This is a genomic window from Sphingomonas sp. (assembly GCF_035317925.1).
Taxonomy (GTDB): domain Bacteria; phylum Pseudomonadota; class Alphaproteobacteria; order Sphingomonadales; family Sphingomonadaceae; genus Sphingomonas_I.
The window spans coordinates 1-25,777 of record NZ_DATHFV010000070.1 but is presented as its reverse complement, the minus strand read 5'-3'; the positions used below and the strand labels follow the sequence as shown (position 1 = coordinate 25,777).

General features: G+C 65.5%; 25 protein-coding genes and 1 pseudogene. 10 read left to right on the top strand and 16 right to left on the bottom strand.

The features are described 5' to 3' along the window. A partial coding sequence (locus VK533_RS05515; protein ID WP_324375777.1) for a calcium-binding protein occupies positions 1-1,226 on the top strand: 1,226 nt, incomplete at its 5' end. 290 nt (positions 1,227-1,516) lie between these two features. On the opposite strand, the gene VK533_RS05510 is transcribed toward VK533_RS05515, so the two are convergent. Both VK533_RS05510 and murA read right to left on the bottom strand, forming a co-directional pair. Then, positions 1,517-1,729, bottom strand: a complete 213-nt coding sequence (locus tag VK533_RS05510; RefSeq protein WP_324375775.1) for a hypothetical protein — start codon at positions 1,727-1,729, stop codon at positions 1,517-1,519. Between the two features lie 400 nt (positions 1,730-2,129). Further along, the gene (gene murA / locus VK533_RS05505) at positions 2,130-3,413 is read right to left on the bottom strand and encodes a UDP-N-acetylglucosamine 1-carboxyvinyltransferase (protein WP_324375773.1); all 1,284 of its coding nucleotides are present in this window, start codon (positions 3,411-3,413) and stop codon (positions 2,130-2,132) included. A gap of 223 nt (positions 3,414-3,636) precedes the next feature. Here murA and VK533_RS05500 point away from each other — a divergent pair, with 223 nt between their 5' ends. Then, on the top strand, positions 3,637-4,302 hold the full coding sequence (locus VK533_RS05500) for a Crp/Fnr family transcriptional regulator (protein WP_324375771.1): 666 nt from the start codon (positions 3,637-3,639) through the stop codon (positions 4,300-4,302). 238 nt (positions 4,303-4,540) lie between these two features. Here the strand turns inward: VK533_RS05500 and clpS are convergent, their stop codons facing one another. The 6 genes from clpS to VK533_RS05470 form a co-directional block, all read right to left on the bottom strand. Beyond that, entirely contained in the window at positions 4,541-4,888 is a 348-nt protein-coding gene (gene clpS / locus VK533_RS05495) for an ATP-dependent Clp protease adapter ClpS (protein WP_324375779.1), read from the bottom strand. Positions 4,889-5,172: 284 nt separating this feature from the next. After that, positions 5,173-5,922, bottom strand: a complete 750-nt coding sequence (gene phaP, locus VK533_RS05490) for a TIGR01841 family phasin (RefSeq protein WP_324375769.1) — start codon at positions 5,920-5,922, stop codon at positions 5,173-5,175. Positions 5,923-6,009: 87 nt separating this feature from the next. Then, positions 6,010-6,684 carry a glutathione S-transferase family protein gene (locus VK533_RS05485; protein WP_324375766.1) on the bottom strand — a complete coding sequence of 225 codons (675 nt, stop codon included), beginning with the start codon at positions 6,682-6,684 and terminating at the stop codon, positions 6,010-6,012. A 43-nt stretch (positions 6,685-6,727) separates the two neighbouring features. Beyond that, positions 6,728-7,330, bottom strand: a complete 603-nt coding sequence (locus VK533_RS05480; protein ID WP_324375764.1) for a PEPxxWA-CTERM sorting domain-containing protein — start codon at positions 7,328-7,330, stop codon at positions 6,728-6,730. A 104-nt stretch (positions 7,331-7,434) separates the two neighbouring features. Further along, the gene (locus VK533_RS05475; protein ID WP_324375763.1) at positions 7,435-8,025 is read right to left on the bottom strand and encodes an HAAS signaling domain-containing protein; all 591 of its coding nucleotides are present in this window, start codon (positions 8,023-8,025) and stop codon (positions 7,435-7,437) included. 10 nt (positions 8,026-8,035) lie between these two features. Continuing rightward, a complete protein-coding gene (locus tag VK533_RS05470) occupies positions 8,036-8,356 on the bottom strand; it encodes a PadR family transcriptional regulator (protein WP_324375761.1) in 321 nt (106 codons plus the stop codon). A gap of 180 nt (positions 8,357-8,536) precedes the next feature. Between VK533_RS05470 and VK533_RS05465 the strand changes: the two genes are divergently transcribed. Beyond that, on the top strand, positions 8,537-9,058 hold the full coding sequence (locus tag VK533_RS05465; RefSeq protein ID WP_324375759.1) for a hypothetical protein: 522 nt from the start codon (positions 8,537-8,539) through the stop codon (positions 9,056-9,058). Positions 9,059-9,077: 19 nt separating this feature from the next. Here the strand turns inward: VK533_RS05465 and VK533_RS05460 are convergent, their stop codons facing one another. Further along, positions 9,078-9,647, bottom strand: a complete 570-nt coding sequence (locus tag VK533_RS05460) for a hypothetical protein (protein WP_324375758.1) — start codon at positions 9,645-9,647, stop codon at positions 9,078-9,080. Positions 9,648-9,676: 29 nt separating this feature from the next. After that, the gene (locus VK533_RS05455) at positions 9,677-10,759 is read right to left on the bottom strand and encodes a fatty acid desaturase (RefSeq protein WP_324375756.1); all 1,083 of its coding nucleotides are present in this window, start codon (positions 10,757-10,759) and stop codon (positions 9,677-9,679) included. A gap of 509 nt (positions 10,760-11,268) precedes the next feature. Here VK533_RS05455 and VK533_RS05450 point away from each other — a divergent pair. The 4 genes from VK533_RS05450 (at position 11,269) to VK533_RS05435 (ending at position 15,793) form a co-directional block, all read left to right on the top strand. After that, on the top strand, positions 11,269-11,592 hold the full coding sequence (locus VK533_RS05450) for a hypothetical protein (RefSeq protein ID WP_324375754.1): 324 nt from the start codon (positions 11,269-11,271) through the stop codon (positions 11,590-11,592). Then, positions 11,589-11,861: a hypothetical protein gene (locus VK533_RS05445; protein WP_324375752.1), complete on the top strand. Its 273-nt coding sequence runs from the start codon at positions 11,589-11,591 to the stop codon at positions 11,859-11,861. Before VK533_RS05450 ends, VK533_RS05445 begins: the two co-directional genes overlap by 4 nt. A 139-nt stretch (positions 11,862-12,000) precedes the next feature. Continuing rightward, on the top strand, positions 12,001-14,334 hold the full coding sequence (locus VK533_RS05440; protein ID WP_324375751.1) for a TonB-dependent receptor: 2,334 nt from the start codon (positions 12,001-12,003) through the stop codon (positions 14,332-14,334). Further along, the gene (locus VK533_RS05435; RefSeq protein ID WP_324375749.1) at positions 14,321-15,793 is read left to right on the top strand and encodes an esterase-like activity of phytase family protein; all 1,473 of its coding nucleotides are present in this window, start codon (positions 14,321-14,323) and stop codon (positions 15,791-15,793) included. Before VK533_RS05440 ends, VK533_RS05435 begins: the two co-directional genes overlap by 14 nt. Here VK533_RS05435 and VK533_RS05430 read toward each other — a convergent pair. Then, positions 15,760-17,025: a hypothetical protein gene (locus VK533_RS05430; protein WP_324375748.1), complete on the bottom strand. Its 1,266-nt coding sequence runs from the start codon at positions 17,023-17,025 to the stop codon at positions 15,760-15,762. The two genes, VK533_RS05435 and VK533_RS05430, sit on opposite strands and share 34 nt — an antisense overlap. Positions 17,026-17,079: 54 nt before the next feature. Here VK533_RS05430 and VK533_RS05425 point away from each other — a divergent pair, with 54 nt between their 5' ends. Continuing rightward, complete coding sequence (locus tag VK533_RS05425; RefSeq protein ID WP_324375746.1) at positions 17,080-17,706, top strand: CGNR zinc finger domain-containing protein; 627 nt, start codon at positions 17,080-17,082, stop codon at positions 17,704-17,706. 83 nt (positions 17,707-17,789) lie between these two features. Here VK533_RS05425 and VK533_RS05420 read toward each other — a convergent pair whose 3' ends face one another. From VK533_RS05420 to VK533_RS05405, 4 genes are all read right to left on the bottom strand, one after another. Next, positions 17,790-18,395, bottom strand: coding sequence for an outer membrane protein (locus VK533_RS05420; protein WP_324375744.1), 606 nt, complete (start codon positions 18,393-18,395; stop codon positions 17,790-17,792). 134 nt (positions 18,396-18,529) lie between these two features. Then, complete coding sequence (locus tag VK533_RS05415) at positions 18,530-20,074, bottom strand: DHA2 family efflux MFS transporter permease subunit (RefSeq protein ID WP_324375742.1); 1,545 nt, start codon at positions 20,072-20,074, stop codon at positions 18,530-18,532. 26 nt (positions 20,075-20,100) lie between these two features. Then, on the bottom strand, positions 20,101-21,252 hold the full coding sequence (locus VK533_RS05410) for an HlyD family efflux transporter periplasmic adaptor subunit (RefSeq protein ID WP_324375740.1): 1,152 nt from the start codon (positions 21,250-21,252) through the stop codon (positions 20,101-20,103). Positions 21,253-21,266: 14 nt separating this feature from the next. Then, complete coding sequence (locus VK533_RS05405; protein WP_324375738.1) at positions 21,267-22,694, bottom strand: efflux transporter outer membrane subunit; 1,428 nt, start codon at positions 22,692-22,694, stop codon at positions 21,267-21,269. A gap of 120 nt (positions 22,695-22,814) precedes the next feature. Here VK533_RS05405 and VK533_RS05400 point away from each other — a divergent pair, with 120 nt between their 5' ends. Beyond that, positions 22,815-23,441 carry a TetR/AcrR family transcriptional regulator gene (locus tag VK533_RS05400; RefSeq protein ID WP_324375736.1) on the top strand — a complete coding sequence of 209 codons (627 nt, stop codon included), beginning with the start codon at positions 22,815-22,817 and terminating at the stop codon, positions 23,439-23,441. Between the two features lie 422 nt (positions 23,442-23,863). Beyond that, positions 23,864-24,493 (top strand): PEPxxWA-CTERM sorting domain-containing protein, encoded by a 630-nt coding sequence (locus VK533_RS05395; RefSeq protein WP_324375734.1) that lies wholly within the window; start codon positions 23,864-23,866, stop codon positions 24,491-24,493. 258 nt (positions 24,494-24,751) lie between these two features. Here VK533_RS05395 and VK533_RS05390 read toward each other — a convergent pair. Beyond that, positions 24,752-25,777, bottom strand: a pseudogene (locus VK533_RS05390) (glutamate synthase large subunit); the annotation flags it as partial.

Genomic DNA, 25,777 nt, shown 5'->3' with positions numbered 1-25,777 from the left:
ACCCGGCCGACAAGCCGACCGTCCAGGATTTCTTCGACCGCCTGCTTGCCGATCCCCGCATGGGCGAACTCTACGCCACGATGCTCGCCGACTTCAAAGCCAATGGCGGCACCGAATTCGTCGCCTTCAACGATGTCTCGCAACCCAGCGATGCCGGCAGTTATGGGGCGCTCAGCTCGATCTACGACGATGGCAGCCAGCGCTTTGATGCGCTCGTGGCGGCGGGAGACGGTCCCGGTGCCGCCTCCGGCGGCGGCGAGACGCTCTCGGCGCTGAAATTGGGGGGCGCGCTCCATGCCATGGGCGGCAACGACTTCCTGCTCGCGGGACCGGGCGGCGACACGCTCGACGGGGGCGAGGGCAATGACCGCATTGTCGGATCGTCCAGCACGCAGGACCAGAACGGCGCGCTGATCGAAAGCGATTTCTATATGGGCGGCGCCGGGTCGGACACGATCTTCGGCGGGATCGGCAACGACCATATTTACGGCAACGAACTGACCGCGGTCGCGGGTTCGGTCGACGGCGCCGACAGCCTGTTCGGCGGCGGCGGCAACGATTATGTCCAGGGCAATGCCGGCGCCGACATCGTCGACGGCGGCGACGGCAATGACCGTCTCTACGGCGGCGCCGACGCGGACTCGATCCTCGGCAGCGCGGGCAACGATTACCTCCAGGGCAACAAGGGCGCGGACACGCTGTCGGGCGGCGACGGCACCGACATTGTCCACGGCGGCGCCGACGACGATCGGCTGAGCGGCGACACGGGCAACGACCAATTGTTCGGCGATGCCGGCAACGACACGCTGGCCGGCGGCGACGGCAACGACGATCTGACCGGCGGCGCCGGTTTCGACCGGCTCACCGGCGGCACCGGCAGCGATCGTTTCCTGTTCGCCGCGCACGATGCGGCCTTTTCTCAGACCGGTGCCGCCGCCTGGGCAACCGACGAGATCGCCGACTTCACCGATGGCGCCGACGCGATCGGGCTCGGCTTCCACCCGACGCTGGTGTTGCAGTCCAGCGCAGGATCGCTTGCGATAGCGGCGGTTCAGGCGGATCAATTGCTGCAGCTGCACGCCGGTCAGGCCGATGTCGCGGCAGTGACCGTCGGCAGCGACACCTATCTCTTCTACGATTCGAATGGCGTCGGCGGCGCCGTGGATTCGGCGATCAAGGTCGATGGCATCCACGCCACTGCCTTCACCGCGGCGGATTTCGTTTAGTCTGAAGGCGCACCGGCCGCGCCATCCGACGTCCGAAGAGCGGCGGCCTGATCCCCTTTCGCAATGACCGCTTCCGACCCGATTGTGTTGAAAAAGTCCCTGGTGGCCACCTTGCTGTGGATTTTGAGCAAGAATGATTCCCGGGCGCCGCAAACCTTGAATCATCGTTATCTGCTCGGGCACCGATGGATTCGATTATTGCTGTCGAAAATGGCTCTCGGACTTTTTCAACACAATCGACCCAAACACGGACATAGCTGACCTCCGGTGTCGATGCCCGATAACGGTCGTCAGTTCAGACTTTTCCTGTGGCACCCTTCTCGTCGTTGCTCGGCTTGGAAAATGCGAACTCGCTGCTCGATCAGCCTGGCGATAGTCAGCAGGTCGGGCATTCCATCATCGCGAACATTTAAAGGCAGATCGACCACCTCGCCGCTGGTCAGAGTAATCGACAGCGGTTCAGGCGTGCTGCCAAGCCTCATCCGCTTGGCCCGCTCCACCATGTCTCGATTGTAATAGCCCGCGTCGGCAATCTCTACGAAGGGATAAAGCGCTGCACGCCTCCGGGATCGAGTAGCAGCCCGTCGCGGCAAAACGCGAACAACGCGTTCTCACTTCGCGTCCAATAGGTTGCAATCACCTCGTGATGCAGTGACGAGCCACCCGAACGTAGGCCACTCTTGACGCGTAACATGCGGGCGAGAACCGGATCGTCACTCATCGCGTCGGTTTACGGCGCCCGCCGTCCGCTTTCCACCGTTTCCTCCCTCAAAGCCGACGGTCCGCAAACCACCCAATAGCAGCCATTCAGGCGTAGAGACGCTCGCTCTGTCCCAAAACGCACGGGACAAGCCGGGTGGGATGCGGACCGCTGCGGCTTTTCGCGCGAGCGCGAAAAACGCCTCATCCCCCGCTGTCGCGTTCGATATCCGCGCCGACCGCCGACAATTTCTCTTCGAGCCGCTCATAGCCGCGGTCGAGATGATAGACGCGCAGCACCTGCGTCTCGCCCTCGGCGGCGAGTCCCGCCAGCACCAGGCTCATCGACGCGCGCAGATCGGTCGCCATCACCGGCGCACCCGCCAGCTTGTCGACGCCCTTCACGATCGCGGTGCGGCCATGGACCTGGATGTCGGCGCCCATCCGCGCGAGCTCGGGCACGTGCATGTAGCGATTCTCGAAGATCGTCTCGGTCAGCACGCTCGTGCCTTCGGCCAAAGTCAGCATCGCCATGAACTGCGCCTGCATGTCGGTCGGGAACGCCGGGTAAGGCGCGGTCGACAGCGTCAGCGGGCACAGCCGGCCGCTGGCGGAAACGCGGATGCCGTCCGCTTCCTCGGTCACGACCAGACCCGCCTCGGACAGGCCCGAGATGATCGCGCCCATGTCGTCGATGTACGCGCCTTCCAGCAACAGATCGCCGCCGGTGATGCCCGCCGCGCAGGCATAGCTGCCCGCCTCGATCCGGTCGGGCATGACGCGATGGGTCGCGCCGTGGAGGCTCGATTTGCCCTGGATCACCAGCCGTTCGGTGCCGATCCCCTCGATCTCCGATCCCATCGCCACCAGGCAGCGGCACAGATCGGCGATTTCGGGTTCGCGCGCGGCGTTGTCGATCACGGTCTCGCCATTGGCGAGCGCCGCCGCCATCAGCGCATTCTCGGTCGCGCCGACCGAAACCAATGGGAAATTGATATGCCCGCCGCGCAGGCCGCCCGAAGGCGCCTTGGCGCGGACATAGCCCGCCGCGAGTTCGATCTCCGCGCCGAGCGCCTCGAGCGCCTTCAGGTGCAGGTCGATCGGCCGGTTGCCGATCGCGCAGCCGCCGGGCAGCGACACGGTCGCCTCGCCCTCGCGCGCGAGCAGCGGCCCGAGCACCAGAATCGACGCGCGCATCTTGCGCACGATCTCATAGGGCGCGGTGGTCGAGGAAATATCCTCGGCGTTGAGCGTCATCGCGCGCACCGGCGATTTGCCGCGCTGGCCCGCGACCGTGGTCGAAACGCCGAGCTCGTTCATCAGATGGCCGAAGCCCTCCACATCGGCGAGCCGCGGCAGATTGGTCAGCGTCAGCGGCTGATCGGTCAGCAGCGCGCACGGCAACAAGGTGAGCGCCGCGTTCTTGGCGCCTGAAATGGGCACCCGGCCTTCGAGCCGTTTGCCACCGCGAATGACGATCCTGTCCATAGCGCCGCTGTAATGTTTCGCGGCCCTCGCGCAAGCGGGGCAAAATCGACCAACAGAATTGTGACAACCCGTCGCGCGGGGTTGATGCGTGTTAGCGTCAGGCGCGCCGTCCCCGGTCTAGACCGATGTCCAATTAGGGGGGACATCTGACCGGATGGGCGAAACTTGCCTTGCCGAGCATCTCGGCCGTTATGTTGAGTTGAGTGCCAAAGAGCGGGAGGCGTTGGACAGCCTCACTGTGTCCAGCCGCCATTATCGTCGGGGTACCGTCATCCGTCCGGAACATGGACCGACCGGCGACATCTATGTCGTCGTGAGCGGCTGGCTATTCTGTTCAGCCCTGCTCGAGGACGGGCGCCGCCAGATCGTGCGCCTGTATTTCCGCGGCGATCTGCTCGGACTCGACAGCCTCGCCTTCGCCGAGGCGCCCGACGCCGTCAGCGCGCTGACCGATGCCGATGTCTGCCTGATCGACCGCGCGAAACTGGGCACCCTGTTCGCCGAGCATCCGCGCCTTGGCGCGTTGCTGTTCGCGGTCCAGCAGGTCGATCGCGTGACGCTGACCGACCGGCTGACCTCGCTCGGCCGCAATTCGGCGCGCGGGCGCGTCGCCGCTTTGCTGCTGTGGATCGCGAGCCGGCTGCGCTTCGCCGATCTGCCTATCGACGAAGGCTTCGCCTTGCCGCTGACGCAGGAAGAGATTGGCGATCTGACCGGCCTGACCGCGGTCCACGTCAACCGCACGATGCGCGTGCTGGGCGAACAGGGGCTGATCAGGCGATCGGGCAACATGTTGACGATCCTCCAGCCCGAACGGCTGGCGCGCATAGCCAATTACAACCAGCGGCGGGAAGCGATCGAACAGACCTGGCTGCCGGCGGGGCGCTGAGGATTCCTTAGCCCGTCATTCCCGCGAACGCGGGAACGTAGCGGCGATCAGCGACATGCCGGGGGCATGTCGCAGCCGCGAAGTCGCTTCTTCTTTCTTCGTCATGCTGAACTTGTTTCAGCATCCACCAATCATCCGCACCGCCGCGCCTGTGACACGGTGGACCCTGAAACGAGTTCAGGGTGACGAAGTGGAGGCAGCAGGATTCCCGCTTTCGCGGGAATGACGAACAAAGCGCTTACGCCTTCTCCAGCGTGCACTGCAGCGGATGCTGGTTCTGCCGCGCGAAGTCCGTCACCTGGCCGACCTTGGTCTCGGCGACCTCATAGGTGAAGATGCCGCACACGCCGACGCCCTTCTGGTGGACCGACAGCATCACCCGCGTCGCATCCTCCAGGCTCATGCGGAAGAAGCGCTGCAGGCACAAAACCACGAATTCCATCGGCGTGTAATCGTCGTTGAGCATCAGCACCTTGTACAGCGAAGGCTGCTTGGTGCGCGTGCGGGTACGCGTCGCGACACCCACTCCGGTGCCGCCCTCGTCCTCGCCATCCTTGTCGATGGCCATCCAGGTGGGTTCGATCATGCTCATGTGTGCGAACCGACGATATGGCATTGAACGCGTCAGCGGCAAGTGCGGTCCTGCCAAAATCGCGGTTAAAGCGTGCGTTGCTTGGTGGTGCCGCACCGGCCCGCACCCCCCACCCGGCCTCCCAACAGGGTAATCTATGGGAGGTCGGGTGGGGGTGCGGGCCGGTGCGGCAAGGTTCGGCGGATGCCGAACCGCCCCAAAGAAAAGCGGCCGCCCCCCGACGGGACGGCCGCTTGATACGCTTTAAGCTACAAACCGGGCCGTACGGGCCCGGATAATTACAGGCTCGGGGTCGCCGACTTGATCTTCTCGGCGGCGAGCGCGTAGCGGCTCGAAAGCGGCTGGGCGACGTCGCCCGCAACCTTCATCAGCGCTTCGCTGACGCGCGAGGCTTCGGCCACCAGGCTGTCGAACGACGCCTTGGCGAACTCGCTCTGCAGCTGGAACAGCTCGGTCGGCGACTTCACCGAAGCGAAGCTCTTGAACGCGGTGGTCGCGGCTTCGAAATGCTTCTTGCCATATTCGGCGGCTTCCTGGCCGAGCGTCTCGCCCGCCTTGGCGGCAACCTTGGACGAAGCGATCACCGCCTCGACATTGCCCTTGGCGAAATCGACATATTCTTCACCGAACTTGCTCGACTTCTCGAACGCGGTCTTGAAGCGGTTGGAGAAGTCGGCGAACAAAGCCTGGGCCTTCTCGGCGGCTTCGGTGGGCGAAGCAATGGTAGCCATAGTGATCAGTTCCTCGTTTACCGGCGCGGGTTCGATCGTCTCGATCACCGGCGCTTCGATGGGGTCGCTTTCAACAGCCGGCGACGTGACGGCTTCGATGGTTTCGGCCAGCTGTGCCGGGATCGGCGCGAGCTGTTCGGCCACGGCTTCTTCAGCCGCGACGATTGGGGCAATGACCTCGGCGGGCTTCGCTTCGACGGCGGCAGGCTTGGGCGCCGCGGGCTTGCGCGGCTTGGCAGCCGCCTTCGCTTTGACGACAGGCTTGTCGGCCATCTTGGGTTTCCCGGTCTCGGTCATGTTGCATTGCACAATATAGGGTGATTGTGACAATTGCAAGGGCATTTGTTGCACTGCAACAAAACCATCAGACGGCGGCTAAGCGCCTCAGAAATCGACCTTATCGTAATGGTCCGGAGGCGAAATAACTTCCATTCTTTCGCCAAGCAGCGAACGGAAACTGGGCCGGCTCTTCATGCCCGAATACCAGTGGCGCGTACGCTCATGCCCGCGCCAGTCGATTCCCCCGAGATAGTCCGAAACCGAGATATGGGCGGCTGCCGCGAGGTCGGCGAGGCTGAACAAAGGCCCGCCGATCCAGCGACGATGGTCGAGCAGCCAGTCGACATAATCGAGATGGCTGTTGGCCAAACGCATCGCGTCGCGCAGCATCTTGGCGTCGGGCGAGACACGATGGACCAGTCGCTTCTCCATCCGCTCATACAGCAGGGGCCGACCGACCTCGTCGTGGAATTTCTGGTCGAACCAGGCGACCAGCCGGCGCACCTCGGCGCGGTTGGCGGCGGTGCCGGGCAGCATCGTCGCCTTCTCGACCGTCTCCTCGATGAACTCGCAGATCGCGGTCGAATCGAGCAGCACCAGATTCTGCGCGCGGTCGACCAGCACCGGCGTCTGCCCCGACGGATTCATGTCGATATATTCGTCGCGCTGCTCCCACGGCGATTCGCGCACGAGCTCGCACCCCTCCCCCTTCTCGCCCAGCAAAAGCCGGACCTTGCGGGAGAAAGGACAGAGCGGAAATTGATAGAGCTGCCAGGCCATGCTGGTCCCTGTTAGGGGCGACGAGGCGTGCGCGAAAGAGGGATCAGGCGGTGCGAATGACAGCCCGCTTCCGGCGCATCGCGGCGCCGACGATCCCGAAGCCCGCGATCATCGTCGCCCACGTCGCCGGCTCGGGCACGGACGGAGGCGGCACCGGGGTGATGGTGGTGAAGGAGAATGTCACGTTCTTGCTGGCGCCAATCCCCGGATAGCCGATCAGCGCCTTGTCCGTGCAGCCGTGGGCGTTGCACGTCAGGCTGTCGAACATATTGTAGATCTGCGCCACCTGGCCGTTGGCCTTCAGCGTTTCGAACAATATTCCGTCCAGATCGACATAAGGAAAGTGGCCGTCGGGAAAAAAGAGATTGTCGGCAAACCACGGGCCGTCGTCGGGATTCCACGGCACGAGCTGGACAGTCTTGCTGGCGAAGGTGCCCGTGAAGCTGGTGAGCAGATAGGCCAGCCCGATATTCGTGTCGGCCACGTCGTCCGGCGGCGCGGTCGGCGTGTCCTGCGTCGTGAACTGGCCGGAGCCGCTGAAACCGCTCGGCCCCGCGATCGTCCAGGTATAGACGGCGGCGTCCGCATGGCTCGCGGCCGCGCTCGCGAGCAGCAGGCCCGCGATGCAGATAATCTTCGTTTTCAACATGCTCTCCCCAAAGAGCGTTCCCCAAGGCGCGCGGTGCGCGCGGAGACGCGTGTATCGGATAAGTTCGGTGCGGACCAAATATTATTGGCGGCGGCAGACGATTAAGGCGCGATCCGCGGCTTCCCCCGCGCCAGCAGGCGCCGTCCGACCAGCCGGAGCAGCTTGCCCGCGGCGACGAAGCTGATCGCGCCCAGCACGATCGAGACCGGTATGATCCAATAGCCCAGTATTTCGTGCACTTCGCCCGGCGGCGCGTCGGTGATGCCCATGCTGAACTCATGCGCGCCCTTCCACGCCCCGACCTTGGCCGGCACGATCGGTTTCGCGACCGCGATCAAGGCGAAGCTCCCCGCGACCAAATAGAGCGACAACGCCGCCAGCCCGCCGAAGAAGGCGAGCACGCTGCGCGTGCCCCGATTGAGGATGTTGAGCAGCAAGGTCGCCGGCGACGACCGGTTGACCGCGCCCGCCAGCTCATATTCCTCGACATAGGATCGCGCGAGCGCATCGGGCGATCCCAATTTGCCCATCGCCCGATCCAGATCCGCGTCGCCGCGCGCCGCGCAATCGGACAAATGGCTGTGGATCTCGCTCGCGATGCCGAGCCGCTCGTCATGCGGCAGCGCCTGCAGCGCCCACAGCAGCCGGCGGATGTAAGCGTCGATTTCCTGCTCGTTCTCGCGTGTCGTCATCACTCGATCCTCACACCAAGATGTCCATCATCGCCCGGAAGCCGCGCCACAGCTGGCGCATCTCCCCCAGCAACGCCTCGCCTTCTTCCGTCAGCCGATAATATTTGCGCGGATTGCCGCCCTCGCCCGCTTCCCAGCGCGACGCGATCTTGCCCGCTTTTTCGAGCCGCGTGAGCAAGGGATAGAGCGCCCCGTCCGAGACCATCTCGCCCGCCTTGTTGGCGCGATCGAGAATCTCCAGCCCATAGGCCTCACCGCTGCCAAGCACCGACAGCACCGCCAATTCGGTCGCGCCCTTGCGCAATTGCGACTGCCACGAATTCAGCTCCATGAGTCGTCATGTAATGCAAGCTATCTTGCTATGCAAGGCACCATGCTATGCATTATGCCGTATCGCGCCAAACCCGTCATGCCAGGGACGAGCGGCATTCCCGTCTCACGCCCGACGCGATACCATCGTACCGGGGGCGTTGTGGAAGACCGGCCTCATGCCGACAGAAGGAGGTGGTTCATGCGCGAAAGGATAAGCGCGAAAGCGTCCTGTCAGTGCGGGCGGGTCGAGGCGGTAATCGCCGGTAAGCCGATCCTGCACGCAATCTGCTATTGCGAGAGCTGCCGAACCGCCGGGCTCGCCTTCGCGCAGGCGCCCAACGCGCCGTCCATCGTCGCCCGCGATGGCGGCACCGATTTCCTCGTCTATCGCAAGGATCGCGTCGGTCGATTCACGGGCGGCGATCTGCTGCGCGAGCACCGGCTGAAGCCGGATTCGCCGACCCGGCGGATCGTCGCCACCTGCTGCAACACGCCGATGTTCCTCGATTTCACCAAGGGCCACTGGCTGAGCCTCTACGCCGGGCGCCTGTCCGGGAACATCCGCCCGCTCGATATGCGCGTCATGACCGCCGACCGGCCGGAAGGTCCGCCCCTGCCCGACGACGTCTCCAACCATGCGACCCACTCGCCCCGGTTCCTGATCAGGCTGCTCGTCGCATGGGCGGCGATGGGTTTCCGCAAGCCGAAGATCGTCTGGTGATCGCGGCGCCCGATCCCGCTCAAGGGACCCCGGCGTCACCCTCGGGCTGAGCGGGATAGCTCCGCAACACCGCCTCGCTCAGCGCCGCGGCGACCGGCGCATCCGCGCCCGTCTTCGTGCCCGCAGCGCGCACGGTCACCGCGGCGCCGTCCCACACCACGCCGTCCGCGCCGCGCTTCCTGATGCGCAATTCCAGCCGGGTCCGCAGAACCGGAACCTGCGCCACACCCGATCCAAGCGGAAAGACCACGCCCGCGCCGACACTGGGGCCCGGGCCGCCGCCGCCGACGCTCGGCTTCCCGGACGGCGTCTTGGCCGATGTCGTCCCGACCGCGACCCGGCTCAGGATCAGTTCGACCACGTAAGCCGAATGGCCCGGATCCTCGAGGATGGTGAAGCCTTTCGTCGCGAGCGCATCGGCGGCGGCGTTGACGAAGGCCGGCATCGATCGATCATAGTCGCCGTCGGCGGTCTTGGGCTCGATCGAGATCGTCCCGCCGGCGGGCGGCGCGGCCGCCGAAAGCGGGCCTCCCCAGATCGGCGCCAAGGCCACCAAAGCCGCTACGATCGGAACAGAACGCTTATGCATAGTCACTCCCTATGGCGCCGTTCCTGCACCTAAGCTTGCTGGGGCCGCAAATCGCGAAACCGCACCATCAGGCGCTGCTGCTCGTCCCACAAGGCCAGCCGCCAGCATCGCAGGCTCTCGCGCAGCGTGATCGGCTTCGCGAGGCGCGCCAGCTCCGGCGCGGATTCGAAGCAGGCGCGCAGCCGGTAATTGGGGATGCGGCTGCACAAATGGTGAAGGTGGTGCAGGCCGATATTGCCGCTGAACCAGCGCAGCACCGGCGGCAGCGTGAAATAGGAGCTGCCGCGCACCGCGGCCGCGTGGAAATTCCAGTCGCCGTCGCGCTCCCAATAGGTGTCCTCGAACTGGTGCTGGACGTAGAACAGCCAGTTGCCGATCCAGGACGAGACGATCGTCACCGGAAGGTAGGTTATCAGCACCGGCACGACCCCGAACATCACCATCGGCAGGCCGAACGCCACCACCAGCGCGGCGTTCAGCCACAGGATGCTGTGGCGCGCGTCACGGTTGCGGAACTCGGGCCCGGTGGGCAATCGCTGCAGCAGGATGAAGTGGATCGGCGCACCGAGCAGCACCATCACGAACGGATTGCGATAGAGGCGGTAGGCCAGCCGCTTGAGCGGCGTCAGCGCCTGGTACTCGGCGACCGTCAGTATATCGACATCGCCGCGCCCGCGCCGGTCGAGATTGCCGGTGGACGCGTGATGGATCGCGTGGCCCTGTTTCCAGCTGCCATAGGGCGTCAGCGTCAGCACCCCCAGCGCGCGGCCGAGGAAATCGTTGGCGGCGCGCGATTTGAAGAACGATCCGTGCCCGCAATCGTGCTGGATGATGAACAGCCGGACGAGCAGCCCGGCGGTCGGGATCGCCAGCAGTAAGGTCAGCCAATAGGCGCCGCGCGACGCCGCGCCCATCACCACCAGCAACGCGATGAACGGCGTCGCGGTCGTCGCCAGCTGAAACAGGCTGCGCTTCAGATCCGCGCCATAGCCCTTGAACCGAAGCGTCAGCATGCGACCCATCAACTCGGCTTCGGACGTGGGCGTTGCGGGGTCGCTCGCGGGCGAGTCCTCGCCGGCGGCGTGCTGTGTCTCGATCGATACCAACGTCACTCTGCCTGCTTTCAGCTTTGACCGGGCGCGTCCCCGTAAGGGAACCGCCTTTTCCGGATCTGGCGGAAATCGGGATGGCGGGCACCAGCCGCAGGGGCCTCCGCCATCATCGTCTTAGGCCGAGATGTATTATCAAAATGGCCGCGCGGACCGCCCAACACAAGAGGATACCGTGACTGGGATCGTTTGCGCCGGGCGCCTGGCCGCAACGCTACCCCGCATTTCGCGGGTGCGGCGCCGCGGCTTATGCCGCGCGCACGATGCCCGGCGACGGCAGCGGGAGAAGTGGCTGCGCTTCGGGGGAAGCGCGCCGCCCCAGCGGTGAAACCCGATCCAGCACAAGATACGCATAGGCCTACTCGCTGTTGTCAGGGGCAGGACGCACACGCCCGCGATTTGCTCCAGCCCCAGGCTGGGAAGACGATACCGGCCCCGGTTTAGTTGCTAGGGTGCAACATCGTTCGGAGAGCCTGGTGACTTTAGCAGCGAAGCAATGGGATGGCGCGATCGTGCGCACCTGGCTGGAAAGCCGGATCGCCGCCGCGCGCGCCGATCAGGTGGCGGCGGAGCGCGCCGGCTACGGCCAGCACGACGAGTGCGACAAGGCCGCCGCCGAGGAAATGATCTGCACCCTGCTCAAGACCGGCGAGGCGGCCAGCCTGCAGAGCGCCTTTACCGATGCCCTGAAGCGCCTGCTCGATCGCGACGAATTCACCTGGCGCGGCGTGTACGACGACACCCGCTTCGAACGGCATGCTAGAACCGCTATCCGGAAAATCCTGAAGATGACCAAGGCCAACGCAGGCTTCGAAAACACGAAGCGCTACCAATGAAGGCGCCCCCGATGTCCGACGATTACGAACACGGCCGGCGCGACGGTCTCCGCCTGGCCTTGGCCCTCCTCGCGGCGGAGGAGGCCAAGTGGGCGGTTTTGCTCGGCGGGAGTAAGTCGGGGCGGACCAACACCATCCGCCAGGTCCGCCACAAGACTTTGCAGGTGGCGCAGAAGCGCGTGCAGACCGTGCTCAACCGGCTTGCGCCCAGGGACGAAGCCGCGATGACGCTGGAGCTCGCGTCGGCGCTCGACAAGATCGGGCTCTAGTTTCGCGGCCTCGCGGAATTGATTTCGCCCCCGTAACCGTACTGTAGCGAAACCGTCATACACGCGTGGAATAGGCCGCCCCTACATCCGGCGCCGCGGACGTAAGTCCTTGCGGCGCTTTTGCAAAATGGGGGCCCGAATGTTGCAAAAGTCCGTTTTCGCGTTGACGGTTGCTGCCTGCTTCACGTTGGCCACGCAAAGCGAGGCGGCGGATGCGCCGGCCGCGACGGCGGACAGCAGTAGCGATCAGGATGTCATCATCATCGGCAGCGGCCAGACCCGTTCGGTCCAGACCCTGCTGCCGTCGAACCTCGACGTGCTCCCGCCCGGCGCCAGCGTGCAGAAGGCGCTCAACTTCCTGCCGGGCGTGATGGCGCAGTCGATCGACGCGCTCGGCCTCAACGAACAGTCGCTGTCGCTCCAGGTGCGCGGCTTCAGCACCACCCACCTCGGCTACACGCTCGACGGCATGCCGCTCGGCGACGGCGCCTATAACAATTATAACGGCCTCACCATCAGCCGCGCCCTGATCTCCGAGAATCTCGGCCGCGCCGATCTCGCGACCGGCATCGCCGGCCTCGGCATCCCCTCGACCAGCAACCTCGGCGGCGCGGTGACCTACACCAGCAGCGACCCGCACAAGGAAGGCGGGCTCTCGGCCAGCCAGACCTTCGGCAGCGACAAGGGCCGGCGCACGTTCGTGCGCATCGATACCGGCGAATATTATGGCCTCTCGGCCTATCTCGCCGGCGATTACAGCCGGCAGGACCTGTTCGTGAATCAGGGCGCCTGGACCAAGTCCACCGGCAAGCAGCTCAACGGCAAGCTGGTCTACCGGTTCGACGGCGGCTCGATCACGGGCTTCGCGGACGTTTCGCGCACCAACCAGGCCGACGATCCCTATCTGTCGAAGGACATGGAATCGCGTCTCGGCTGGGATTGGGGCGGCTATGCGCCCGATTGGCAGTCCTATCTCGGTGTTGCCGCCTGCACGGCCGCCGTGGCCTCGATCAAATGCGCCCCCGCGCCGGCGCCGCAGAAGAATGCCGACGTCACCTTCACCAACGGCCAGATCCTGCGCAACGACAGCCTCTTCTACCTCGCCGGGGACTATCATCTCACGCCATCGCTCAGCGTGCACGCGCAGGCCTATCATCACTCCGACAAGGGCGACGGCAACAACTGGATCGCCGGCGTGTCCAATCAGGGCACCGCGTCGACCGCCGACGATCTGCCCGTCCAGATCCGCGACACGCGCTACAGCATCGATCGCAACGGCGCGCTCGGCAGCGTGAGCTGGGATATCGGCTTCAACCATCTGCAGGCGGGCTTCTGGTTCGAGCACAATACCAGCAGCGCCGCGCGCTATATCTGGACCAACGTCACCGCCCCCTTCGATCTGGGCACGTTCCTGACGGGCACGCCCGATCTGGCCCAATGGGTGCAGCAGACCACATGGCGGACGCGGCAATATTACGTCCAGGACACGGCCAGCTTTTTCCAGGACGCGCTGAGCGTCGATTTCGGCTTCAAGAGCACCTACGCCAAATCGGAGGCGCAGGCCCTGCGCGGTATCGCCAAGACGGCGCCCCCGGCCTCGACCCAGTTCGCGACCGGCACGCTGATCGCCAAGGACCATTTCCTGCCCGAGGCCGGCATCCGCTGGAAGATCGCGCCGAAGCACGAACTGTTCGCGAGCTATGCCGAGAATATGGCGATGTTCCAGGGCGGCTTCAAACTCGGCCCGCAGTCGGTCTCGCAGGCCATCTGGGACGTGCAGGGCAAGACGCTGAAGCCCGAGACCTCGAAGAGCTTCGAGGGCGGCTACCGCTACGTCAGCAACCCGCTGCAGCTCTCGCTCGCCGCCTACCACGTCAAGTTCGACAACCGCCTGCTGCAGTATAATCCCTGCCCGACCAACCAGCAGCAGAATCCGGGCTGCGGCAACAGCTTCCACAATGCCGGCAGCGTCACCAGCAAGGGCGTCGAGCTCGGGGTGCTGTGGCGCCCGGCGCCGTGGCTGAACTGGTACAATTCGGCCTCGTACAACAAGTCGACCTACGATCAGGATCTCAACTTCTGCACCGCCACCTGCACACTCTATCCCACGTCCGGCAAGCAGCAGGTCGATACGCCGAAATATCTGGCTTCGAGCGTGCTGACGCTGAAGCATGACGGCTTCTGGGGCTCGCTCCAGGGCAAATATACCGGCCGCCGTTATTACACCTACACCAACGACCAGAGCTTCGCCGGCTACACCACGTTCGATCTCGGCGCCGGCTATGATTTCGGCCGCGTCGGGCCGATGAAGGGCCTCAAGCTGTCGCTCAATGTCACCAACCTGACCGACAAGCGTTATGCGTCGAACTTCGACAACAGCGTGTTCGCCCCGAATGACCCTGCCGGCACCATCCTCGTCTTCCATTCGTCGGCGCCGCGGCAGGTCTTCGGGACGGTCGGTGTCGCCTTCTAGGCCGCTGCGCGCCGCGCTGGCCCTGCTGGCGCTGTTCCTGGCCTTCCCCGCCTTCGCCGGCGGGGAAGCGCCCATCACCCGGCCGCATCTGGATCAGACCAAGGGCGCACAGAGCGTCACGCTGCACGGCCGGACCTATATCGACCAGGGGCTGGTCGGCACCGGCAAGCTGCCGGCGGGCACGGTCGATTTCCTCGGCGACACGCTCGGTTCCTTTTCCTCGCTCCAGATCGCGCCCGGCAGCTGGAAACGTGTCGGCGGGCATTACGAGGGCATCCTGTGGACGCTGCCCGACCGGGGCCGCAACGATCCCGCCGCCAACCTCTTCTTCGATTATGCGGCGCGGCTGGAGCGGTTGCGCATCCGCTTCGCGCCAAAGCACGGCCGCGTCACCCTCACGCCCGACGGCGGGCTCGCATTGCGCGACTACAACGGCCGGCCGTTCACCGGCGCCGATCCAGGCGCGGGCACGTTGATCGAGCGCGGCATCACGCTGCCCGCACCGGCCAATGGCGTCGGCGCGGGCAAGGTCTCGATCGACGCGGAATCGCTCCAATTCACGCGCGACGGCGGCTTCTATGTCGGCGACGAATATGCGGCCAACGTCTATTATTTCGACAAAAAGGGCCGTCTGCGCGGCGTGATCCAGCCCCCCGCCGCGATCGCCCCGCGCCGCGACGGGCGGCCCTTCTTCGGCTCGCTGCAAGCGCCCGATAGCGGCCGTCGCAACAACCAGGGCGTGGAAGGCATGTCGCTCTCGCCCGACGGCCGCACCTTGTTCGTCGCGCTGCAGAGCGCGCTGATCCAGGACAGCGCCACCGGCGATGCCGCCGGCCGCACCGATATCCGCGTGCTGGTCTACGACGTGCGCCGCACGCCGACGCCCGCGCGCCCCATCGCGCACTATGTCGTGCAACTGCCGGCCTATAATGACGACGGCGATGGCGGCGCGCCCAACCGCACCGCCGCGCAGAGCGAGATCCGCGCGCTCGACGGCCATCGCTTCCTGATGCTCGCGCGCGACAGCGCAGGGCTGGGCGCGGGCAAGGCGCCGATCGTCTACAAGAGCATCCTGCTGGTCGACCTCGCGGGCGCGACCAACCTCGCCGGCACCGCCTACGAGATCGGCCCCTTGTCCGTGCTGCGCGACCCGGCCGGCACCGCGCTGCGGCCGGACATCGTCCCGGCCGATCGGGTCGAACTGGTCAACATGCTCAACCCCGTCCAGCTCGCGCGCTTCGGGCTCGGCATCGATGCGCTGTCCGAGAAATGGGAAGCGATGGATCTCGTGTCCGTGCGCGATCCGCGTCATCCGGCCGACTATTTCCTGCTCGTCGGCAACGACAATGATTTCATCGCGCGCCGCTGCCTGATGTCCGGCCAGCCCTGCGATTCCGACTTCGACAACGACAACCGGATTTTGGTCTATCGCGTGCGCCTGCCCGCGCCGTTGCGGTAGGCGAGCGCGAACGCGAGCAGCGGCAACGCCAGCGCATAGGCATATTGCGACCGCGACACCCCGATGTTGAACGGGAACCAGATGCCCGGCACGCCGAGCGACGACAAATCCCCCGCGAACAGCCCGATCGACGTCAGCGCCATCGCCGTCAGTGCGAGCGCCCTATGCGCGCCATGCCGCGCGATCCGGACGGCGACCACCACCAGCAGCACCGCGAAAACGCCGCGCCCCACCGCCGCCAGAGGCTCGACATCGGCAAGCGCGGCGGCAACCACCGCCAGCCACGCCGCCACGGCGATATACGGGATGAAACGGCGGTCTCGGCCATCCACCCACTGGTTCCAGGCGAGCGTCCACGCCAGCTTGGCCAGCGGCCCCAGCACCACCCCATTCTGCCATAGCAAAGTCGGCAGGCTCTCCAGGTCGGTCCACGCGATGATCGCATTGCCCAAACGGCCGCAGGCGGAAACGACAAGCGCGAAAGCCGCCCACCGCGCGAACCCCGGCCGCGCCAGCGCGGGCGCCCCGAACGCGGCGATCGCCGCGAGCACCACCATCGCCGCCGGCTCGACCGCATCGACCACATACCCCGCGATCGTGCGCCGCCACTCGGCCCGGTACAAAGCCGCGCCATTCGCAGCCGACGCGAGCACCGGCACCGTCCGCAATCCGCCGCTGTGCGCGTCGCGATCGAAACCCGGCTGCATATACGCCCTGATCGCCAGCGTCGCGGTGGACGCGCCGTTCGAGGCAGGCAGCCGCATCATCATTGGCCGCGTCGAGGTCACGCTCGCCGAACCCGCCGGCCTGCCGACACCCCCGATCGGATGCCCGTCCCAGAACATCTCATAGGCATCGTCCACCAGCACCGGCCCCACCAAAACGAGATCGCCCTGCGGCGGCAAAGCCACCTGCCGCCGATACCACCCATAATTCTCGAGCGTCGGGTGACCGCGTGCGTGCCACCCATCCAGATAACCGGGAATGCCGACATCGCCATCGCGAACGTCCGGGTTCGAGACCAGCACGATCCGGTCCCAGCCGCGATCGTCCGTCGCGGGGCTGGCCCACGCCGGATCGTCGCCCGCATGGAAACGCCAGGGCCCGTCGAGCGCCTGACCCAACCCAGCCGGATCGGGCCGCCCGCCGACCGCGACCATGCCGGTCGTGCCCAACACCAGCACCAGCCAGAAGACCCAATACCAGCGCAGCATCGATCGAGCATATTCCATTGTTACCGGCTAATCCAGTTTCACCGGTAGAGTCAAATGTGGTAGTCCGACGCGATGACCGATCCCCTCCCCCGCCCGATATCCGCGATCCGGCTGGACGGCGGCCGCCTGTGCATCGACTTCGTCAACACCATCCACGACCGCTCCGCCGTTGTGGCAGAGGACTATCTCGCCACGCCGGAGCGCTATGCCGAATGGGCGCGGCGCACCGGCGCGGTGGGCGCCGACGAGGAAGTCCGCCTGCCCCGATCGCGCGACGCGCGCGCCGGGCTCATGGCCGACATGCGCATCCTGCGCGACGCCATCTACCGCCTGCTGATAGCCACACTGGACGGAACAGCCCTCCCTGCCGATGCACTGCGAACCGCGAATGCGTGGCTGCTCGAAGCCCGCAAGGGTCAGGCGCTCGCCGGCGACGGCCAGCTTATCCTCCGTGCCGATCCGGGCGACGCGTATCTCCCGCTCAAACGCATCGCGCTCGACCTGGTCGACACGCTCGCGCAGGCGCACGCGGGCCAATTCAGGCTGGCCCGCTGCGCCAATCAAACCTCCTGCGGCTGGCTTTTCGCGGACACGAGCAAGAACGGACGCCGCCGCTGGTGCGCGATGGAAACCTGCGGCGTCGCCAGCAAGATGGCCACGTTGCGGCGGCGATCAGCGGCGGTCTTGCGCGCGATTTGAGCCGGAGGAGCTGGCGGGCGCTGCCGCTGATAGGCAGGCAGCACCCGTCTCGAACAGGCTCGAAAGCCTGCGCTTACGATCGATCAGAAGTGAAACACGACGCCGCTCAGCACCTGGTGCCGGTCATATCGGCCGTGGCCATCGCTCAGATCGCCGTAGCGATATTCGACCCGGGCCGACACGTCGGAGGTGATCGCGCGCTCGATGCCGCCGCCGACGAGCCATCCGTCGCGATCCTCGGAGGCCGATACGGTGCCGCTCGACGGCGTAAGCGTGGTCTGGACGCGGTCGTTCGTGTAGCCGGCACGGGCGTAAAGTAGCGTTTGCGGCAGGACGAGATAACCCGTCCGCGTGGTCAGATCGAAGGATCGCTTGGGGTCGATCGTGGCTTGCGTGGTGCCCGTTCCGCCCGCCACCTTGTCGCTGGTTCCGAAGTTGAATCCGGCTTCGCCGCCGACAACGAATTTTCCGAATTGCTTATCATAGCCGAACAACCCGCCGAGCGTAGCCGAATCCTTGGAGCCGTTGACGGCGGTCGCGCCGAAGTTCGTCGTGGTGTCGCCGACCTTGTTCTCGACCCACCCGGCTTGCACGCCCACGGTTGGCCCATTGAACATCTCGGCGTGAGCCGCGCTGGCAACCGAAACGGCGGCGAGCAGGGAGAGAACGGAAACAAAAGCGATCTTCATTTCAATAAACCTTTAGTAATATGATGCACATTGGCACCAGACGATGATGTCAGTGTAAATAGTTTATAATAAAGCAAAGTAATTTGCATCAAATCTAATAACACAACCTCCTGACCTTCAATTATAAATACCAATCAGTGTGCGCCGCTGGTGTCGATCGGTCCTTTCGGCTTGGGGACAAGCCAGATCAGGCTCGCGGCAAAGCCGAGGCAGAGCGCGATCACGCCGAACATGTTGAGCGTGGCGAGCATGACGCTCTGGCCCTCGACCACCATCGACAGCAGGTTGGTCGAGACATCGTGTGGGACCCCTGCGCCATCGGCCGCACCAAGCACCTGGCCGCCATTGACCATCGCGCCGGCAAGTTCGGTCTGATTGTGCCGGGCGGCGTTCGACCAGCCGCTCTGAATCAGCGAGGTGGCGAAGGCGCCCGCCAGGGTGCGCATGAAGTTGGAAAGGCCGGCGGCGTTGGCCTGTTCGTCATGGTCGACGCTCGCCATGGCAAGGCCGGTGACGGGCACGAAGAACATCACCATGAACACCCCGGTCAGCAGGGTCGGCCAGGCCATTTGCGCGAAGGTGACGTCCGGGTTGAACACCCACATGCGCCACAGCATGATCCCGCCGAGCCCGAGCACGCCGAGACAGACGACCAGCCGCGGATCGAACCTTTCGACCGCCTTGCCGACGAACGGCGCCGACAGGACCGCAAGGATGCCCATGATGCCGGTCGCGTAACCGGCCCAGGTCGCGGTGTAGCCCATGTTGGACTGCAGCCAGAGCGGCAGGATCACGATGCTGGCGAAGAAGCCTCCGAAGCCGACCGCATAGGTCGACGCTGCCCCGACGAAGCCGCGGTGGCGGAAGATCCTGAGATCGACGATCGGGTTCTTCTCGGTCAGCTCCCAGATGACGAAGGCGAGGAAGCCGATCGCGGCGACGATGCCGAGCGTGCGGATTTCGGGCGAGGCGAACCAATCCTGGTTGCGCCCCTCGTCGAGCATGATCTGCAGCGCGCCGACCCAGACGATGAGCAGGCCTAGCCCCACCTTGTCGATGATCGCCTCGCTTTTGGGATCGGCCTGCCCCTTCATGAGCATCATCAGGGTGAAGCCGCCGGCCGCCGCGATCGGCACCTTCATGAAGAAGATCCACTGCCAGCCGTAATTGTCGCAGATGATGCCGCCCAGGATGGGGCCGGCGACCGGCCCGACCAGGGTGGTCATCGCCCAGATCACGGTCGCCAGCGTCGCCTTCTCCTTGGGGAAGATACGCAGCAGCAGCATTTGCGAGAGCGGCATGATCGGGCCGCCGAACAGGCCGAGCAGGACGCGCATGCCGAGCAGCATGTTCATCGAGTGCGACAGGCCGCAAAGCAGTGAAACGGCCGCAAAGCCGAGGTAGCAGGTGATGAAGGTGCGCTGCGCGCCGAACTTCTTCGCGAGCCATCCCGTCAGCGGAACGGTGATCGCCTCCGCCACCGCATAGGAGGTGATCACCCACGTCCCTTGGGTCGACGACACGCCGAGATTCCCGGCGATCGTCGGCACCGACACGTTGGCGATGGTGGTGTCGAGCACCACCAGGAAATTGCCGAGACCGATCAGGATCGCGGCGATGAAAAGCGGGGTTCCGCTCAGCGGCGCGGAGTCCGGCCGTGCGTTGATGGCTGCCGCCATGGCTTTCGCTCCCTTGCTGGCTGGCTTCAGCCGGAGACCCGGACGTCGGCGTTCATCGACAGGCCGACGCGCAACGGGTGCCGGGCAAGCTCGCCTGAATTGAGCCGGATGCGGACGGGCAGGCGCTGAACCACCTTGATCCAGTTGCCGGTCGCATTCTGCGCCGGGACGACCGCGAAAGCCGCGCCGGTGCCGCCGGAGAAACCGACGACCGTCCCGTGGTAGACGATCTGATCACCATAGAGGTCGGAGGTCAGTTCGACCGGCAGGCCCGGGCGCACCTTGGCAAGCTGCACTTCCTTGAAATTGGCGTCGACATAGGCGGCCTGGATCGGCACCACGACCATCAGCATGGCCCCGGGCTGGACCCGTTGGCCGACCTGCACCTGGCGCCGCGAGACGATCCCGTCGACTGGCGCCCGGATGATGGTGCGCGCAAGATCGACGCGCGCCTGCGCCACCGCCGCGCCGGCGGCGAGCACGTCGGGATTGGTGTCGATTGTGGTGTCGGCGATGAGCGCGCGGTTGGCCTCGCGGCTTCCGATCGCCGCCTCGCGAGTAGCGGCGGCCTGCGCGCGCGAGGCTTGGGCCGATCGCAGGCTCGCGACCGCGCTATTATAAGCGTTGCGCATCGCGGTAATCTCCTCGCCGGAAACGGCACCGGTCGCGGCCAGCGCTTCGCGCCGCTGCAGATCGATCCGCGCCTTTTCATAGTCGGAGGCCGCCGCGGCCAGTTGCGCCTGCGTGCGCATCTCGTCCTCGTGACGCGCCGAAACCTGAGCGGCGAGGCTGCCGTCATTGGCGACCACGCCCTTGACCCGGCGGATCGTCGACGCGAGCTCCGCTTCGGCCCGCGCGACCGCGATCTGCGCATCGGTATCGTCCAGGCGGACCAGTACGTCACCGCGGCGAACCTGCTGCGCGTCCTGCACCAGCACGTCGCGCACCGGCCCGCCGACGAGCGGCGTCACCTGCGCGATGTCGGCGCCGACATAGGCATTGTCGGTGACGGCGTGATGCGACGCGACCAGCGTGTCATAGCCGTAATAGCCGCCGCCGATCAGCGCGATGCCGCCGGCAAGGCCCAGGAAGAGCCGCTTGCGCTTGGCGAGACGGGCCGACTCGTCGCGTTCGGCAACGGCGGGATCGGGTTGGAAATCGTGTTCGATGACAGACATGGGATGAACTCCTTTCAGGATTGGAAACCGCCGCCGAGGGCGCGAACGAGAGCGACGTCGAGCGAGAAGGCCCGCGTCTCGAGGCTGGCGACGGCGAGACGGGAGTCGAGCACGCCTTCCTCGGCGGAGAGCACGTCGAGATAGGTCGACAGGCCTTGGCTGTAGCGCAGGCGCGCCAACCGGTTGGCCGCTTCGAAATCGGCGAGCGCGCGACGCGAGGATTCGAGGCGCGCGGCCAGCATCTGCTGGCTCGCGAGCGTGTCCGCGGTCTCGTGCAGCGCCTGCGTGACCTGCCGGTCATACAGCGCGATCGCCTCGTCATATTGACCGCGCGACGCGCGATACTGACCCTGGAGCGCGCCGCCGTGGAAGATCGGGAGCGTGACCGCCGGCCCCGCGCCGCCGAAGCCCGATCCGCCCTTGAAGAGGTTGTCGAGGCCGAGCGCCTGCATGCCGACGAGCGCGCTTAGGCTCACGTTCGGATAGAAATCGGCGCGCGCCACCTTGATGCGCTGCGCGGCGGCGTCGGCGCGGGCTCGGACCGCGGCGATGTCGGGCCGCCGGCCGATCAGATCGATCGCCGCCTTGTCGGGCACGCCCTGCGCTTGCAGCGCGGCGATGTTCGGGCGTTCGATCGCGAGTGCGCGATCCGGGCCGGTCCCGACCAGCGCCGCGATCGCGTTCTTGGCGAGCATGATCGCCTCGTCCGTCGCGGCAAGGTTGGCCTGCGATTGTTCCAGCCGTCCACGCGCCTGACGCAGCGCGGTGTCGTTATCCAGGCCTTCGCTGGCGCGGCCCGCGACGAGCGCGAGCGTGTGCCGGCGAATATCGATCGCGGCTTCGTAACTGTCGCGCTGGGCGTAAAGCGCCGCAAGCTCGGCATAGGCCGACGCAATACCGGTGGTGAGCGCCAGCGCCGCCTCGTCGGCGTCGAATCGCGCGGCCTGCAGGTCCAGCTTGGCGGCGCGCAACGCCGCGCGATTCTTGCCCCACAGATCGAGATCGATCGAAATGCCGAGGCCGACCGATCCGGTATCGTTCCAGCCCCCCGGCACGAACGCGGCCGGTATGCCGTCATTCTTGCTGAGCTTGGCCTCCTGAACGGTACCGACCGCATCGACCGAGGGGTTGAGCGCGGCGCCCGCCCGCTGCGCGAGCCCCCCGGCAATGCGGATGCGGGCGGAGGCGGCGGCCAGATCGGGCGATCCGGCGAGCGCTTCGTCGATCAGCTGGGAAAGCTGGGGATCCTGATACCGGTTCCACCAGCCACGCGCGGGCCATTCTGAAGCGTTGCCGGCAAGCGAAACCTGCGAGGCGGCCGCCAGCGCCGGCGCCGCGCTGACCGGCGACTTGCCGAGCTGCGGCACCGAGGCGCACGCGCTGGTGCAGAGCGCAACCAGGAGGACCGCGCGGCGATGCCGCGCAGGGGAGAAAGAAGCCATTTTTCGACATCCCGTACAATGCAAACTGTACAGTCTGGTTTAGTTACGATTCGGAGGCTTGTCAACGGATAACTAAACTGACATGTACGGTTTTGTTATCGACAGGAGTAAGGGTCGGAAATGCGTGTAAGAAGTGAGGAAAAGCGCCGCGAGATCGTGACCGCGGCGGCCGAGCTGTTCGTGAAGCTCGGCTATGAACATACGTCCATGGCGGCCATCTCGGAACGGGTCGGCGGATCCAAAGCCACCCTTTATGGCTATTTCGTATCCAAGGAGGATCTACTGCGCGCGGTCCTCGAATATGACGTAGCGAACGAGGCCATGCTCGTGTTCGGCGAATTCCCAGCCGAGGGCGATCTCCGCGAGGGACTGACCCGGCTCGGTATCCAGTATCTCACCGGGCGCCTGGCGGCCCTGCCGATCGCGAACTTGCGGACGCTTGCCAGCCTTCCTGGTCAGTCACCCCTAGGCAAGGAATTCTACGACACCGTGCTGGGCCCGGCATGGGAAGTACTCGCCGATCATTTCGCCGCCCTGATGGAGAGTGGGCATTTGCGAAAGGCTGATCCCTGGGTCGCAGCGATGCATTGGAAGGGCCTCCAAGAGGGAGAATTTCTGGAGAAGCGCCTGATCGGCGCGATTTCCCACCCCGACCCGAAGGATGTGAAACGCGTCGCCACCCTCGCGGCCGATGCGTTTCTGCGGATTTACGCCTCGGGCCAAGCCGAGTCCGAGCCGACTAGCTAGTATCCGCCGAAATCCGGCCCGATTTGGCTGGCGCATGGCAGACGGCGCTGTGGGCGGTGTCCAGGGGCCTTGCGTGGCCCAGGCCAAACCGCATGTCTCCCGGCATCGTTGAGATGACGGAACCGCGCCGGTCCAAAGCTTGAAATACCAAGCCACGTCCCTGCACGCCTTCTGGCGTGCGGGTCGTGGTTCTGTCCGCATCGCAGGGCCGGCCCGCTGCCGCACCCGCGGCAGGCAAGATTCGTGGTTAACCTATTTTAATCGAGGCTGTTTTTTGTACGCCCGATTTGGTACGGAGGTTTGGCGAGCGTGGTAGGGGGTGCGGCACTTGGTCCGCTTGGCCCTTGTCTTCAATCGTTCCGCTGGTCCTTCTGGGGGGAATGGCCGGTGGGCGTGATACGCCCCTGAGAGAACGCTCCGCCATGAAACGCCTCCTCCCGGCCGTCGCCGTTTTTGCCCTTGCCTCCGCCGCGCAGGCCGGCTCCGTCTCGTATAGCGCCAGCGGCTATGCCAACGCCTCCTCCAACGCCACCGGGCTGCCGTTGCAGCAGGATATCCTCCTCTCGGATTTCGATCCCACGATCGGCTGGCTGCGCGGTGTGACCGTGTCCTACACCTTCTGGGTCTCCAGCGGCGGCACCAGTGGCGGCACCCGCCTCAACCCGACCGCGTTTTCGCTGCTCGACAAGAGCGGCGCGGATCTCCTCGGCGGCGTCACGAGCGGTACCGCTTTGTGCGGCTCCCCCCTCAATCCGGACTCCTTTTCGTGCAGCACCGCGCACACCACAGGCGTGGTCGATCTTCCGACGGATGTGCTCTCGCTCCACAGCTTCCTCGGCACCGGCATGTACAAGTTCACCTATGTCGGTGAGCCGAATGTGATCGCGTGGGGCGGCGCATCCTACGGCGTGCGTTATACCGTCGGCGTCACCTACAATTATCTGACCGTGGCCGAGATGCCCGAACCGGCAACCTGGGGCATGATGATCCTGGGCTTCGGCGCGGTCGGTGCCGTCCTCCGCCGCCGCAAACCCGCATTCGGGCTCGCCTGAACCCAGACCGCAACGACACCGGAGAACCGGATCGCGTCGCATTGCGCGCGATGACGATCCAACGCATCCCCCGTCAATGCGAGCCGCACAGCGGCTCGGCAATCCAGTCCCGTCCTAGCGCTTGTTCCCTAAATGTTCCACGTGAAACACGGGCACTCCCGCACCAATCATCAAGTTCGGAATCGGTGTTTTTTCATTTTTCCCGGCGGGACCGGCCAGGAAAAGTGAGCGGAGGCATGCATGCCTCCGCCCAACGGCTTACTCCGCCGCGACCACTTCCGCCTCTTCATCCTCCAGCGGATGCGACAGGCGCGTCAGCATTTCCTTCGGCACGATCTGCCAGAAATGGTCGCGCCACCGATCCCAATCGTCGAGGATCGAATTGGACCAGCGGCTGTCCGTCTTGGTCGCGTGCAGCGCGATCAGCGACTTGAGCTTGGCCTCCCAATAGACCGAACCCAGCCGCCGCCAGACGATGCTCTCGTCATTGGCGCGGGTCGCGAAGCGGCCGTCCTCGTCGAGCACGAACGCCATGCCGCCGGTCATGCCCGCGCCGAAATTCTCGCCGGTCTTGCCCAGGATCACGGCGGTGCCGCCGGTCATATATTCGCAGCCGTTCGCGCCGCAGCCTTCGACCACCACGTTCGCGCCTGAATTGCGCACCGCGAACCGCTCGCCCGCCTGCCCCGCCGCCAACAACGTGCCCGATGTCGCGCCGTACAACACGGTGTTGCCGATGATCGTGTTGTTCTTCGAATCGAGCTGGCTCGACACCATCGGCCGCACCACGATCGTCCCGCCGGAGAGGCCCTTGCCGACATAATCGTTGGCCTCGCCGAACACCTCCAGCGTCACGCCCTGCACCGCGAACGCGCCCAAGGACTGGCCCGCCGATCCGCGCAGGCGGATATGGACATGGCCCTCGTTGAGCGCCTTCATCCCGAACTTGCTCGTGATCTCGGCCGAAAGCCGCGTGCCGACCGCGCGATGCGTGTTCCGCACCGTATAGGTCAGCTGCATCTTCTCGCGCCGCGCGAACACGGGCGCGGCATCCTTGATCATCTGCGCATCGAGGCTGTCGGGCACCTCGTTGCGGAACGTGTTCAGCCCGAAGCGGCGATGATGATCGGGCGCATCGACCTTGGCCAGCACCGGGTTGAGATCGAGATCGTCGAGATGCTCGGCGCCACGGCTCACCTGGCGCAGCAATTCGGTCCGCCCGATCACCTCGTCGAGGCTCTTGTAACCGAGCCGCGCCAATATCTCGCGCACCTCCTCGGTGAT